Below are 13,352 nucleotides of genomic sequence, written 5' to 3'. Positions count from 1 at the left end.
ACCTACCAAACACTTGTTAGGGAAGGAGTCGCAGATGCCCGCTGTGCCCGACGACGAGCCCGTACGCTACGAGCGGCAGGGACCGGTGGCGACGGTCACCATGAACCGCCCCGCCTACCGCAACGCCCAGAACTCCGCGATGACGTACGCCCTGGACCGCGCCTTCTACCGCGCGGCCGACGACGACGAGGTCAAGGCCGTGGTCCTCGCGGGCGACGGCAAGCACTTCTCCGCCGGCCACGACATCGGCACCCCCGAGCGCGACGCGCACCTGCCCTTCGACCGCAAGGCCGGCCTGTGGTGGGACCACAGCGACAAGGAGGGCGCGGAGAGCCGCTTCGCCCGCGAGTCCGAGGTCTACCTCGGGATGTGCCGCCGCTGGCGCGAACTGCCCAAGCCGGTGATCGCGAGCGTGCAGGGCGCCTGCGTGGCCGGCGGCCTGATGCTCGCCTGGATCTGCGACCTGATCGTGGCCTCCGAGGACGCCTTCTTCGCCGATCCCGTGGTCCGCATGGGCATACCGGGCGTGGAGTACTTCGCCCACCCCTGGGTCATGCCACCCCGCATCGCCAAGGAATTCCTCTACACCGGCGACCGGATGACGGCACAGCGCGCCTACGAGATCGGCATGATCAACCGCGTCGTGCCGCGCGAGGAACTGGCCGGCACCACACAGCAGTTGGCCCGTCGGATCGCCGAGATGCCACGGATGGGGCTCGCCCTCACCAAGCGCGCGGTCAACCAGGCGGAGGACCTCCAGGGCCTGCACACCGGCCTCGACTCCGTCTTCGGCCTGCACCACCTCGCCCACGCGCACAACGCCGAGACCGCGCGGGACTCCCTCGGCGGCATGGACATCCGGGGCATGAAGGAGGCGTCCTCCTGATGGACCTGGACCTCTCCCCCGCGGACGAGGCCTTCCGCGCGGAGGCCCGCGCCTGGCTCGCCGCGCACGTGCCGCGCACCCCGCTGCCCTCCCTGGAGACGGCGGAGGGCTTCGCCGCCCACCGGGAGTGGGAGCGCGAACTGTCCGACGGGCGCTGGTCGGTGGTCTCCTGGCCCGAGGAGTACGGCGGCCGGGGCGCGTCCCTGCTGCGCTGGCTGCTCTTCGAGGAGGAGTACTACGCCGCCGGGGCGCCCGGCCGGGTCGCCCAGAACGGCATCAACCTGCTGGCCCCGACGCTCTTCGCGCACGGGACACCCGAGCAGCTGGCGCGCGTGCTGCCCGCCATGGCGAGCGGCGAGACCGTCTGGGCCCAGGCGTGGTCCGAGCCGGAGGCGGGCTCGGACCTGGCGTCGCTGCGCTCGACGGCGGTGCGGACCGACGGGGGGTGGCTGATCGGCGGACAGAAGACCTGGTCGTCCCGGGCCGCCTTCGCCGACCGGGCCTTCGGCCTCTTCCGCAGCGACCCGTCCGGCGCCGCCGCGGGCAAGCCGCACCGAGGACTGACGTACCTGATGTTCCCGCTGGACGCACCCGGGGTGACCGTGCGCCCCATCGGACGGCTCGACGGCAAGCCGGCCTTCGCCGAACTCTTCCTCGACGAGGTGTTCGTGCCGGACGCGGACGTGATCGGGGAGCCGGGGCAGGGCTGGCGGGTGGCGATGAGCACCGCGGGCAACGAGCGCGGGCTGACGCTGCGCAGTCCGGGCCGCTTCAGCGCGGCGGCCGACCGGCTGGTGGCGCTGTGGCGCGAGCGGGCCGGCCCGGCCGACACCGCGCTCCGCGACCGGGTGGCCGACGCGGTGATCGGCGCCCGCGCCTACCAGCTCTTCACGTACCGCAACGCGTCCCGCATCGCGGCCGGAGGAGATCTGGGGGCGGAGTCCAGCCTGAACAAAATCTTCTGGTCCGAGTACGACATCGCGCTGCACGAAACGGCGCTCGACCTGCTCGGCCCGTACGGCGAACTGGCCGACACCGCGGCGGACGCGCCCGCGCACGGCGGCTGGGCCGAGGGCTACACCTTCTCCCTCGCCGGGCCGGTCTACGCCGGCACCAACGAGATCCAGCGCGACATCATCGCCGAGCGGCTGCTCGGTCTGCCGAAAGGACGCCGGTGATGCGGTTCCTCCTCGACGAAGCGCAGCGGGACTTCGCCCGTTCCCTGGACGCCCTGCTCACGGCGGCCGGCACGCCCGCGGTGGTCCGGGCCTGGTCGGCCGGGGACACCGGTCCCGGCCGCGCGCTGTGGTCCCGGCTCGCCGACGCCGGTGTCTTCGCCCTCGCCGTACCGGAGAAGCACGGCGGCGTGGGCCCTCTACCGGTCGAACTTGCCGTGTCTTTCACGGAGTTGGGCCGTCATGCGGTGCCCGGTCCGGTCGTGGAGACGGTAGCGGCGGCGGCCTTCCTGGACCGGCTGGGCGACGAGCCGACGGCAGCGGAGCTGCTGCCCGGCATCGCCTCGGGCGCGACCGTCGCCTCGTTCTGCCTGCTCTCCCCCGCCGGCGGCATCGGCGGCGGCCCGTACGCGCTGGACGCCGACGCCGCTGACCTGGTGCTCGCCGTGTCCGGGGAGACCGTGCGGCAGGCCGGGACGACGGGGCCCGTCCAGCAGTCCGCCGATCCGGCGCGCCGGCTGGCCGAGCCGGCCGGCGGGACCGTCCTGGCGCACGGGCCCGAGGTGGCCGCGGCGGCCGCGTACGCCGCCGACGTCGCCGCGCTCGCCACGGCGGCGCAGGCGCTGGGCCTGGCCCGTGCGCTGCTGGTGCGCACCGTCGCCCACGTCCGGCAGCGGACCCAGTTCGGGGTCGCCGTCGGGTCGTTCCAGGCGGTGAAGCACCGGCTGGCGGACACGCTGACCGACGTGGAGTTCGCCGAGCCCCTGCTGTACGGAGCGGCACTGGGCATGGCCGCCGGCGATCCGGCGGACGTGCCCGCGGCGAAGGTCACCGCCTGCGAAGCCGCGTACGCCGCGGCCCGCACCGCCCTCCAGCTGCACGGCGCGGTCGGCTACACCGAGGAACTCGACCTCTCCCTCTGGATCCGCAAGGCCAGGGCCCTGCGCTCGGCCTGGGGCACCCCCGCCGCCTGCCGCGCCCGGGTCCTCGCCGCCGCGGCCGCCGCGCCGACGCACGCGCCGGAAGGGGCCGGGGCATGAGGGAACTGACCCTGACCGAGGAGCAGGAGGAGCTGCGGTCCGCGGTGCGGGCACTGCTCGCGCGCCACGAGGGCGCGGCGGCCTGGCGCCCGCTGACGGCGCAGATCGGCGTCGCGGGGCTCGCCGTTCCCGAGGAGTACGGCGGGGCCGGGTACGGGGCGCGCGAGGTCCACGTCGTCATGGCCGAGCTGGGCCGGGCGCTGTCCCCCGTGCCGTACCTCGGGTCGGCGGTGCTCACCGTCCAGGCCCTGCTGGCCTCCGGCGACCGGGCGGCCTGCAAGGAGCTGCTGCCGCGGCTGGACGAGGGCCGGGCCGTCGGGGCGCTGGCGTGGGCCGAGCGGGGGTCCTGGGACCCGGCGGCGGTCCGGGCACGGGCCGAGCGGGGGCCGGACGGGGCGTGGGCCCTCACCGGGACCAAGGAGTACGTGCTGGACGGCGCCGCGGCCGAGGTGCTGCTCGTGGCGGCGCGTACCGAAGCCGGGGTGTCGCTCTTCGAGGTGGCGGCGGACGGCGCGGGCGTGCTGCGCGAGGCAGCGGTGACGATGGATCAGACGCGGGCGCTGGCGCGCGTGGTCCTCGACGGTGCGCGGGGGCGGCTGCTCGGCGCGGCGGACGACGGTGAGCGGGTCCTGCGGCAGGTACGGGACGCGGCCTGTACTGCGCTGGCCGCCGAGCAGGTCGGCGCGGCCGAGCGCTGCCTGGAACTGACCGTCGCACACGCCGAGGACCGCGTGCAGTTCGGCCGTCCCATCGGCTCCTTCCAGGCGGTCAAGCACCGGCTGGCGGACGCGTACGTGCTGGTGGAGTCGGCGCGGTCGGCCGCGCTGGGGGCGGCGTTCGCGGCGGACGCGGGGGCGCCGGAAGCCGGCCGGGCAGCGGCCGTCGCGAAGTCGGTCTGCTCGGAGGCGTTCTCGGCGGTGGCGGCCGAGATGATCCAGCTGCACGGCGGCATCGGCATCACCTGGGAACACGAAGCGCACCGGTACTTCAAGCGCGCGCACGCCACCGGACAGCTCTTCGGCCCGCCGGCCGAGCACCGCGCCCGGCTCGCCGCCGAACTGGGACTGTGACGTTGATCGCTGACAGCGGCGGAGAGGGAGACGGTTCACGGCCCGCCGCCCTCCTCCCGCTCCCGCAGCTCCGCCAGGTCGGCGAGCATCGCGGCGGTCCGGTCGCGCTCCGCGGCGTAGTACCGCTCGGCCCATTTCAGGGTGAGCGCGGTGTAGGCCCAGGCGTCCTCGGTGCCGGCGCCCTCGGCGTCCGCCGCGGCCCGCCGCCGCATGGTCTCCGCGTACTCCTCGTGCCGGCCGAGCACGTCGCGCATCCGGTCCGGGCCCGTCAGATGCCCGAGCCAGAGGCGCAGCATGACGCCGTGCTTCAGTACGGGCGGTTCGACCGGTGCCTCCCGCGTCCAGGCGCTGACCGCCGCGCTGCCCTCCGCCGTGATGCGGTAGACGCGCTTGCCGCGCCCGCCGTTCTCCGGCACCACCGTCCGCGAGGCCGCGTAACCGGCCTTCTCCAGCCGCTTGAGCTCACCGTAGATCTGGCTGTACGACGGGCTCCAGTAGAAGAACCCCAGCGACCAGTCCGACCAGTTCTTCAGGTCGTAGCCGGACAGCTCCTCGCCGAAGGAGAGCAGTCCGAGCACTGCCCAGCTCGTCGCCGGGAGCCGCCGCGCCGCACCGTCGTCTCGCTCTTCCGCCACCCCGGCAGTCTAGGGAGCGGCCGTCCCGCTTCTCCCACTGGACGGGACTTCGCGGTAGCCACTCCCGGCGGGCGCCGTGTGTGATGGCCCGCACGACAGCGGCGGACGCCGCGGAACGCGGCGGAGCGGGAGGGCGTGAGCGTGATCGAGGTCGAGGCGGACAGCCCCCGAGGACAGCAGCCGGACCCGGCAGGGCCCGGCACGGTCGCGCGGCTGGTGGACCGTGCGGCGGACGCCTTCGGCGCGGCCGAGGCGCTGGCGGACGGCGAGGTGCGGTGGAGCTTCACGCGGCTGCGGGACGAGGTGCACACGGCCGCGCGGGCCGCCATGGCCCACGGTGTGACGCCCGGCGACCGGGTGGCCGTCTGGGCGCCGAACAGCCGGCAGTGGATCGTGGCGGCGCTCGGCGCGGTCGCGGCGGGTGCCGTGCTGGTGCCGGTGAACACCCGCTACAAGGCGGCCGAGGCCGCCGACATCATCCGCCGCAGCGGTGCCCGACTCCTCTTCACCGAGCGCGACTTCCTCGGTACGGACTACGTGGCGATGCTGCACGGCTCGGGCGCGGACCTCGGCGCGCTGCGGCACACCGTCGTGCTGCGCGAGGCCGCCGCGCCCACCGGTCCGGCGTACGGCGCGTTGCCGTGGGACGCCTACCTCACCGCGGGCACGGCGGTACCGGACGCCGAACGGGCCGCGCGCACCGCCGCCGTACGCCCCGGCGACCTCTCCGACATCCTCTACACCTCCGGCACGACGGGCCGGCCCAAGGGCGTGATGATCACGCACGGGCAGACCGTCCGGGTCTACGAGACCTGGTCCCGCACCGTGACGCTCCGCCCCGGCGACCGCTATCTGCTGGTCAACCCCTTCTTCCACACGATGGGTTACAAGGCGGGGGTGCTCGGCTGCCTGCTGCGGGGCGTGACGATGCTCCCCGAGCCGGTCTTCGACACCGGCCGCGTCCTGCGCCGGATGGCGGCGGAGCGGGTGAGCGTGCTGCTCGGCCCGCCGACCGTCTTCCACAGCCTCGTACGGCACCCCGAGCGCGACCGGTACGACCTGTCGGCGCTGCGGCTGGCCGGTACCGGCGCCGCCATGATCCCCACCACGCTGATCGAGGAGATCCGCCGGGACCTGGGCGCCACGGACGTGTTCACCGCGTACGGGCTCAGCGAGTCGACCGGGGTGGCCTCGATCTGTCCCGCCGACGCCGACGCCGCGACGGTGGCCCGGACGGTCGGCGTCGCGCTCCCCGGCACCGAGCTGCGGGTCGTCGCCCCGGACGGACAGGCGCTGCCGCCGGGCCGGCCCGGCGAGGTCGTCACCCGCGGCTACCACGTCATGGCCGGCTACCTCGACGACCCGGAGGCCACCGCGCGCGCCGTCGACGCCGACGGCTGGCTGCACACCGGCGATGTCGGCGTGCTGGACGCGCGTGGCTACCTGACCCTCACCGACCGGCTCAAGGACATGTACGTCGTCGGGGGCTTCAACGCCTACCCGGCGGAGGTGGAGAACGTCCTCGGCACCCATCCCGGCATCGCCGAGGCCGCCGTCGTCGGGGCGCCTGACGAGCGGCTGGGCGAGGTCGGCGTCGCCTTCGTCGTCCCCGATCCCGCGCAGCGACCGCCAGCCCCGGAGGCGCTCACGGCCTGGGCCCGCGAGCGGCTCGCCAACTTCAAGGTCCCGCGCCGCTTCCACCTCGTACCGGAACTCCCGCGCAACGCGAGCGGCAAGGTCCTGAAGACCGAACTGCGCCGGGCGGCCCGGGAGGAGCCGGGGGACGAGGCCGGTTCCGGTTGACGCACCGCCGCCCACCTGCGGCATCGGTCCTATACTCGCGCCCGTGACCGAGTCCACCGCACCCTTCGACCCCGCCGGACTGCCGCCCACCAGCTGGGCGGTGCTGGGGCTGCTCTCCTTCGGGGAGGAGCTGTCCGGCTACGACCTGAAGAAGTGGGCCGACGCGAGCCTGCACTTCTTCTACTGGAGCCCGTCGGCCAGCCAGGTCTACGGCGAGCTCAAGCGCCTGGAGAAGCACGGTTACGTCACGTCACGGACGGTGTCCCAGGACGACGGCGTGCGCGGCAAGCGCATGTACAGCATCACCGCCAGCGGCAAGGAGGCCGCCGCCCGGTGGGTGAGCGAGGCGCCGGTCGAGCCGCCCGTGCTCAAGCACGGGGTGATGCTGCGGCTGTGGCTCGGCCACATGACGGAGCCCGAGCAGCTGCGGGACATCCTGGAACAGCACCGCGCCTACGCCGAGAAGATGACGCACCGGGCCCGCGCCACGGCCGAGGGCTCGGCCAAGGAGCCGTCCTGGGCGTACACCGAGCTGGTCCTGCGGTGGTCGGAGAAGTACTACGAAGCGGAGCGGGAGTTCGCGGAGTCGGCGCTGCGCGACCTCGACGAGGTGGCGGCGACGGTACGCGCGGCCGAGGAGCCCGCGTCCGGGTCGGGCCCGCGCAGGCACGGCAGGAAGACGGACTGACGCCCGCCGAGAGGGCGTTGGTCACGGCACGACACGGCACGGCGCGACTCCGGAAGCATTGACAATTCGATCAGCACTATTTCTAATCGAAATACTGCTGCCGGACACCGCTTCCGGCTCGACCGCGACGACGAGGTGAGAGCGCACGTGCCGTTGGATCCCGTGGCCAAGGCAATCATCGAACTGACCGAGGCGCATTTCCCGCGCCTGGGCACCGAGGTGTTCGACGCCGCCGAGGCACGCCGCATCCTCGCCGCCCAGCCGGCCCCGCCGGCCGAGCCCGTGCCGGTCGCGCGCGTCGAGGACCGGCGACTGCCCGGCCCGGCCGGCGCCCCCGAGGTCCCGGTACGCCTGTACTGGCCGCGGGCGGCGGACGGCGTACCCCTGCCCGTGGTGGTGTTCTGCCACGGCGGCGGCTTCGTGATCTGCGACCTGGACTCGCACGACCGGATGTGCCGCGAGATGGCCAACGCGACGGGCGCGCTCGTCGTCTCCGTGGACTACCGGCGGGCGCCCGAAGACCGCTTCCCGGCAGCGGCCGAGGACGCGTACGCGGTGCTGTGCTGGACCGCCGCGCACGCCGCGGACCTGGGCGGCGACCCCGCCCGCATCGCCGTGGCCGGCGACAGCGCCGGCGGCAACCTCGCCGCCGTGCTCCCGCTGATGGCCCGCGACCGCGGCGGCCCGATGCCCCTCTTCCAGCTGCTGGTCTACCCGATGCTCGACCCCGCGCAGAACACCCCGTCCTACCGCGACAACGCCCACGGCTACTTCGTCACCGCCGACCACCTCCGCTGGTACTGGCAGCAGTACCTGGGCGACCGGGCCGACGGCGCCCACCCCTACGCCTCGCCCCTCGCCGCCCCCGACCTCACCGGCCTCCCACCGGCCCACCTCCTCACCGCCGAGTACGACCCGCTGCGCGACGAGGGCGAGACATACGCACAGCGCCTGCGAGAGGCCGGCGTCCCGGTGGACATCCGGCGCTACGACGGCGTCTTCCACGGCTTCTTCGGGATGTCGGGCCACCTCACCGCCGCCACCGAGGCGAACGACGCGGCGTACTCAGCGCTGCGCGCCGCACTGAAGGACTGACGCGCGGGCTCGTGGACCGCCTTACGCGGCGTGTGCGCCTCACCCCTGCAATCGGGACTTGCGCGTTCGCTCAACGCTTCAGGCCGCCGACGAAGAACTCCCAGGCTCCCGGCCCCACCACGAAGCCAGGGCGGCTGGTGTCCTTGGAATCTCGGACGTGGACGACACCGGCGGGCCCCAGAGCGATCTCCACACAGGAGCTGTCCCAGCCCTGTGGCGAGCCTGAACGGCTCGACTTGTGCCAGACGAGGCCCCGGGTGCGGTCACTGGCCACAGCAACTCCTCTTCACGTTGGATCGGCCGCCGGCCCGGCGGGAGCCGGCGCTGTGTGAGCTGGGCTTGCCTCGACACGTCGATCGCCGCGCGGCGAGCCCCGGTGGTCACTCGACCGTAGTGTCCCGCTGCCCGGACGCCGGGCGAGGATCGGCCGCCCGTATGCATTCCGCCAGCCCGCTGTACGGAACGCTGTCCCCCGCGTGTCGGCGTACCGTCGAATAGCTCATGCTCTTCTGGCCCAGCCGCTCCACCGCCGGGCGGCCGAGGACGGAGAACTCCCACTGGGTGACGTCCAGTGGCGCCGTCCAGCCCCACGAAGGGCTCATGGCCACCGAGCGCCGGCGGCACCGGCGGGGTCCGCCATGTCTCCTCGGGCGAATCGCCTGATGGCGTCCCGCACATCCGCGCCCCCACTGCTCACACTGGAATTGATGGGATGGTCTGAACTGGTCGGCCGGTGAAGCCGGACTCGCGGCTCGGTCGGCAGGCTAGGCAGGCGCCTGTGCTCGCAGGGCCGTCAGGAGCAGGTCCATGGTGTGTTCGACGGCAGGGGTCGCCATGGTGGGGAGGTGGGCGCGTACCGCGTGGAGGTGGGGGTAGTCGTCGGCGGGCAGGTCGGCGTATGCCTCGCTCCAGGCCTGTGCGTCGCCGGCCCGTTGGTCCGGCGGGAGGCGCAGCACTGCCGCGTCCAGCGCCGCGTGGCCCAGCACGGTGTCGATGAAGGCGTGGTAGTGGCGTACGGCGGTGGCGTCGTCGAAGCCGGCCCGGCGCAGTAGGCCGATGCCCGTCTCCACGGCGCGCTGTTCGTTGGGGCGGCGGGTGACGCGGTAGGTGCTGAGGACGGCCACGCGCGGGTGGCGCAGCGCAGCGCGGTAGGCGCACCGGCCGAATTCCCGCAGGGCTTCGGCCCAGTCCCCGTGGTCGTCGGACCGGAAGGCGTCGAGGGCCTCGCCGATGAGCCGGTCCCCCAGGGCCAGCAGCAGGTCCTCGGCGCCGCGGTAGTAGCGGTAGACCGCGCTGGGGTCGGCGCCGAGGGCGGTGCCGAGCCTGCGGATGGTGAGGGCCTCGGTGCCGTGTTCGTCGAGGAGTTCCCGCGCCTTGTCGAGGATCATCTCCGCCGACAGGACCACGCCGCTCTTGGTGGGGCGCCGGCGCCGGCGTTCGGCGGTGACGCGGTCGGGTGGTGCCACGGTCGGCCCTTCGTCGTCGGAGCCGGGCGGTGCCCGGGTGCGCGGCCCAGTCAATCACCTCCCTCGTCGCCGCCTTGCGGGCAGCTTACGTCAACAGCATTGACATACGACTGGCGGCGGCTGTTTCATCGGCGCACGCGGTGCTCCGCCGCGCCGGGCCCCGGTCGCCGGGTGCCCCTCCCTCCCCCGCCCAAGGAGCGTGTCCCCGTGCCTTCAGCTGTGCCGCCCGCTCCGCCGGGCACCCGCATGCGCCGCTCGCTCGGCGTCAAGGACGGCGTGGCCATCGCCGCCTCCAGCACCGCCGCGACCACCAGCATCGGCATCGGGATGGGCACCCTCGCCGTGTACGCGGGCCGGCAGACGCCCGCCCTGCTGACCCTGGCGTTCCTGCCGATCCTGGGCATCGCCCTCTCGTACGCCCGCCTCAACCGCTCCGAGCCCAACTGCGGCAATGGCTACACCTGGGTCGGCCGCTCCATCGGCCCCTGGCCGGGCTTCCTCACCGGCTGGGTCGTCATGGTCGGCAACGTCGTCTTCATGGCGTACACGGGGGCGATCACCGGCTCGGTGATCCTGCAGTTTCTCGCCAAGCTGGGCGTGCACGCCGTGTTCGGCGTCGCGCTGAACCCCAACTCCACGGCGACGAGTACCGTCATCGGCCTCGTCGCGCTGGTCGTCGTGACGGTCACCGCCGTCACCGGCGTCCGCTCCGCCACCCGGCTGCAACTCTGGCTGCTGGTCTTCGAGTACGCGGTACTGCTGGCCTTCTGCGCCTGGGGGCTGGCCGTCGGCGACCAGCCCTTCTCCTTCTCCTGGCTGAACCCGTTCGAGATCGGCTCGGCCACCTCACTCGCCCAGGGCCTGATCCTCGCCGTCTTCGTCTACTGGGGCTGGGACGCGGCGTTCACCGTGAACGAGGAGACGAAGAGCGCCGGCGACGCGGCACGCGGCGGCCTGATCGCCCTCACCGTGATGCTGGCGCTGTTCGTCTTCGCCGCCGTCTCCTTCCAGCGCGTCATGAGCGACGGCGAGCTGGTGCGCAACGGCCCGCAGGCGCTCACCTTCCTCGGCGCGCGCCTGGCCCCCGAACCCTGGGCGTCGCTGCCGCTGGCCGCCCTGATGTGCTCCGCCTTCGCCTCCTTGCAGTCCAGCATCATCCCCACCGCGCGCGGCGCGCTCGCCATGGGCCGCGACCGCACCCTCGGCGGCGTCTGGACGAAGGTCAGCCCCCGCTTCGGCACGCCCGCCGTGGGTACGGTCCTCATCATGGCCATCGCCGCGGCCGCCGCCGTCCTCGCCCTCGGCATCCCCAAGCTGAACGAAATGATCCTCGCCGCGGTCAACTCGATCGGGCTGGTCGTCTCCCTCTACTACGGCCTGACCGCACTGGCCTGCGCGCTGCGCTTCCGCGCCGACCTGCGCGCCGGCGGGCGCGCCGCGCTGACCGGCGTGGTGATCCCCGCCGTCAGCGGGCTGACGCTCTTCGGGCTGGGCGGCTACCTCGCCCACCACTACGCGACCATGAGCGACCACTTCGAGGCCCGCCCGGACAACGGCTGGTTCATGCTCCTCGTGCCCGGCCTGATCGTCGCCTCCGGGCTGGTGGTCGCGGCGCGGGCCAAGTGGGGGCGGCGCTCGCCGTACTTCCTCACCGGGCGCGGCACGGACGCGGAAGCGATCGACCTGGCCGGGGACCGGGGCGGAACCGGACCGGCCGGACCCGCCGCGGCACCGGCCGAACCTGCCCGCTGATCCCCCGCCCCCCCCCCGCTGTTCTCCCCCGTACGACATCACCGCCCCACCGACCCAGGAGCCCGGTCATGCCCCACTCGCACCCCGCCGACCTCGTCTTCACCGGCGGCCCCGTGCACACCGTGGACCCGGCGCGCAGCCGCGCCACCACCGTCGCCGTACGCGGCGAACGCATCGTCGCCGTCGGCCACGACGAGGTGCGCGCGCTCATCGGCCCGCGCACCGAGGTCGTAAACCTGCGCGGACGGCTGCTCATACCCGGCTTCCAGGACGCGCACGTCCACCCGGTGGGCGGCGGCGTCGAACTGGGGCAGTGCGACCTGAGCGGCGCGGTCACCGCCGAGGACTACCGGCGCCGCATCCGCGCGTACGCCGACGCGCACCCGGACGCCGAGTGGATCACCGGCGGCGGCTGGTCCATGGAGGCGTTCCCCGGCGGCACGCCCACCCGCCAGTTCCTCGACGCGCTGGTGCCCGACCGCCCCGTCTACCTGGTCAACCGCGACCACCACGGCGGCTGGGCCAACACCCGCGCGCTGGAACGCGCCGGGCTCGACGCCCGGACTCCCGACCCGGCGGACGGACGCCTGGAGCGGGAGAACGACGGGCACCCCACCGGAATGCTCCAGGAAGGCGCCATGACACTGGTCGCGGCCGTCGTGCCGGAGCCGTCCCTCGACACGCTCACCGAGGGCCTGCTGCGGGCGCAGGCGCTGCTGCACTCGTACGGCATCACCGCCTGGCAGGACGCGCTGCTCGGCAACCACGCCGGGATGGCCGACCCGGCCCCCGCCTACGCGGCCGCCGGCAGCGCCGGCCGGCTGACCGCCCGGGTGACCGGCTCGCTGTGGTGGGACCGGGCCCGCGGCACCGAGCAGCTCCCCGAACTCCTGGAGAAGCGCGAGGAGTTGACGGCCGGGCGGCTGCGCGCCACGACTGTGAAGATCATGCAGGACGGCATCGCCGAGAACCACACGGCCGCCCTCCTCCACCCCTACCTCACCGCCTGCGGCTGCGCCTCCGACAACAGCGGCATCTCGTTCATCGAGCCCGAAGCGCTGCGCCGTTACGTCACCGAACTGGACGCGCACGGCTTCCAGGTCCACTTCCACGCCCTCGGCGACCGCGCCGTCCGGGAATCCCTCGACGCCGTCGCGGCGGCGCGTGCGGCCAACGGCTGGACCGACACCCGGCCGCACCTCGCGCACCTGCAGATCGTCCACCCCGACGACGTGCCGCGCTTCCGCCGGCTCGGCGCCACCGCCAACATCCAGGCGCTCTGGGCCGCCCACGAACCGCAGATGGACGACCTGACCATCCCCTTCCTGGGCGCGGAGCGGGCCGCCCTGCAGTACCCCTTCGGCGACCTGCACCGCTCCGGCGCGACGCTCGCCGCCGGCAGCGACTGGCCGGTCAGCAGCCCCGACCCGATGGCCGCGCTGCACACCGCCGTCCACCGCCGCCAGCCGGGCGCCGGGCCCGACGCCCCGGCGTTCCTCCCCGAGCAGCGCCTCGACCTCGGGGCCGCGCTCGCCGCGTACACCGCCGGCAGCGCCCATGTGAACCACCTCGACGACACCGGCACGATCCGCGCCGGCCACCTCGCCGACCTCGCCGTCCTCGACCGCGATCCCTTCGAGGATCCGGCGGAGATCGCGGCGACCCGGGTCCTCCAGACGTACGTCGGAGGTGTCCGCGTGCACGCGGCCGACGACGCCTGAGGACCGCGCCGCACCAGGGGC

13 protein-coding genes are annotated in these 13,352 nt (G+C 73.9%); 9 read left to right on the top strand and 4 right to left on the bottom strand.

The genetic code is table 11. The features are described from left to right. Positions 1-34: 34 nt before the first annotated feature. From ACZ6WH_RS16250 to ACZ6WH_RS16235, 4 genes are read left to right on the top strand one after another with little or no spacing between them, the layout of a single operon-like run. The gene (locus ACZ6WH_RS16250; RefSeq protein ID WP_469729037.1) at positions 35-886 is read left to right on the top strand and encodes an enoyl-CoA hydratase; all 852 of its coding nucleotides are present in this window, start codon (positions 35-37) and stop codon (positions 884-886) included. Continuing rightward, on the top strand, positions 886-2,064 hold the full coding sequence (locus tag ACZ6WH_RS16245; protein WP_469729035.1) for an acyl-CoA dehydrogenase family protein: 1,179 nt from the start codon (positions 886-888) through the stop codon (positions 2,062-2,064). The genes ACZ6WH_RS16250 and ACZ6WH_RS16245 overlap by 1 nt, the downstream gene beginning before the upstream one ends. After that, positions 2,064-3,101: an acyl-CoA dehydrogenase family protein gene (locus ACZ6WH_RS16240; RefSeq protein WP_469729033.1), complete on the top strand. Its 1,038-nt coding sequence runs from the start codon at positions 2,064-2,066 to the stop codon at positions 3,099-3,101. Before ACZ6WH_RS16245 ends, ACZ6WH_RS16240 begins: the two co-directional genes overlap by 1 nt. A gap of 5 nt (positions 3,102-3,106) precedes the next feature. After that, positions 3,107-4,171 (top strand): acyl-CoA dehydrogenase family protein, encoded by a 1,065-nt coding sequence (locus ACZ6WH_RS16235; RefSeq protein WP_469729621.1) that lies wholly within the window; start codon positions 3,107-3,109, stop codon positions 4,169-4,171. Positions 4,172-4,206: 35 nt separating this feature from the next. On the opposite strand, the gene ACZ6WH_RS16230 is transcribed toward ACZ6WH_RS16235, so the two are convergent. Then, positions 4,207-4,806, bottom strand: coding sequence for a PadR family transcriptional regulator (locus ACZ6WH_RS16230; protein WP_469729032.1), 600 nt, complete (start codon positions 4,804-4,806; stop codon positions 4,207-4,209). Positions 4,807-4,947: 141 nt separating this feature from the next. On the opposite strand from ACZ6WH_RS16230, the gene ACZ6WH_RS16225 reads away from it, so the two are divergent. From ACZ6WH_RS16225 to ACZ6WH_RS16215, 3 genes are all read left to right on the top strand, one after another. Next, positions 4,948-6,609 carry a FadD3 family acyl-CoA ligase gene (locus ACZ6WH_RS16225; protein WP_469729620.1) on the top strand — a complete coding sequence of 554 codons (1,662 nt, stop codon included), beginning with the start codon at positions 4,948-4,950 and terminating at the stop codon, positions 6,607-6,609. 43 nt (positions 6,610-6,652) lie between these two features. Next, positions 6,653-7,297: a PadR family transcriptional regulator gene (locus ACZ6WH_RS16220; RefSeq protein ID WP_469729030.1), complete on the top strand. Its 645-nt coding sequence runs from the start codon at positions 6,653-6,655 to the stop codon at positions 7,295-7,297. A gap of 147 nt (positions 7,298-7,444) precedes the next feature. Then, positions 7,445-8,392: an alpha/beta hydrolase gene (locus tag ACZ6WH_RS16215; RefSeq protein ID WP_469729028.1), complete on the top strand. Its 948-nt coding sequence runs from the start codon at positions 7,445-7,447 to the stop codon at positions 8,390-8,392. A 70-nt stretch (positions 8,393-8,462) separates the two neighbouring features. On the opposite strand, the gene ACZ6WH_RS16210 is transcribed toward ACZ6WH_RS16215, so the two are convergent. The 3 genes from ACZ6WH_RS16210 to ACZ6WH_RS16200 all read right to left on the bottom strand — a co-directional run bounded on the left by ACZ6WH_RS16210 (position 8,463) and on the right by ACZ6WH_RS16200 (position 9,858). Continuing rightward, complete coding sequence (locus ACZ6WH_RS16210; RefSeq protein ID WP_469729026.1) at positions 8,463-8,666, bottom strand: DUF397 domain-containing protein; 204 nt, start codon at positions 8,664-8,666, stop codon at positions 8,463-8,465. A 106-nt stretch (positions 8,667-8,772) separates the two neighbouring features. Then, positions 8,773-8,994 (bottom strand): hypothetical protein, encoded by a 222-nt coding sequence (locus tag ACZ6WH_RS16205; RefSeq protein WP_469729024.1) that lies wholly within the window; start codon positions 8,992-8,994, stop codon positions 8,773-8,775. Positions 8,995-9,156: 162 nt separating this feature from the next. Continuing rightward, a complete protein-coding gene (locus ACZ6WH_RS16200) occupies positions 9,157-9,858 on the bottom strand; it encodes a TetR/AcrR family transcriptional regulator (protein WP_469729022.1) in 702 nt (233 codons plus the stop codon). A gap of 246 nt (positions 9,859-10,104) precedes the next feature. Here ACZ6WH_RS16200 and ACZ6WH_RS16195 point away from each other — a divergent pair, with 246 nt between their 5' ends. Together ACZ6WH_RS16195 and ACZ6WH_RS16190 are read left to right on the top strand one after the other, a co-directional pair. After that, on the top strand, positions 10,105-11,610 hold the full coding sequence (locus ACZ6WH_RS16195) for an APC family permease (protein ID WP_469729619.1): 1,506 nt from the start codon (positions 10,105-10,107) through the stop codon (positions 11,608-11,610). Positions 11,611-11,678: 68 nt separating this feature from the next. Next, positions 11,679-13,331: an amidohydrolase gene (locus ACZ6WH_RS16190; protein WP_469729020.1), complete on the top strand. Its 1,653-nt coding sequence runs from the start codon at positions 11,679-11,681 to the stop codon at positions 13,329-13,331. Positions 13,332-13,352 lie beyond the last annotated feature (21 nt).

Source organism: Streptomyces sp. NPDC050806, assembly GCF_055586425.1.
The sequence above is the reverse complement of the archived record's forward strand: the minus strand, read 5'-3'. Positions and strand labels throughout refer to the sequence as shown.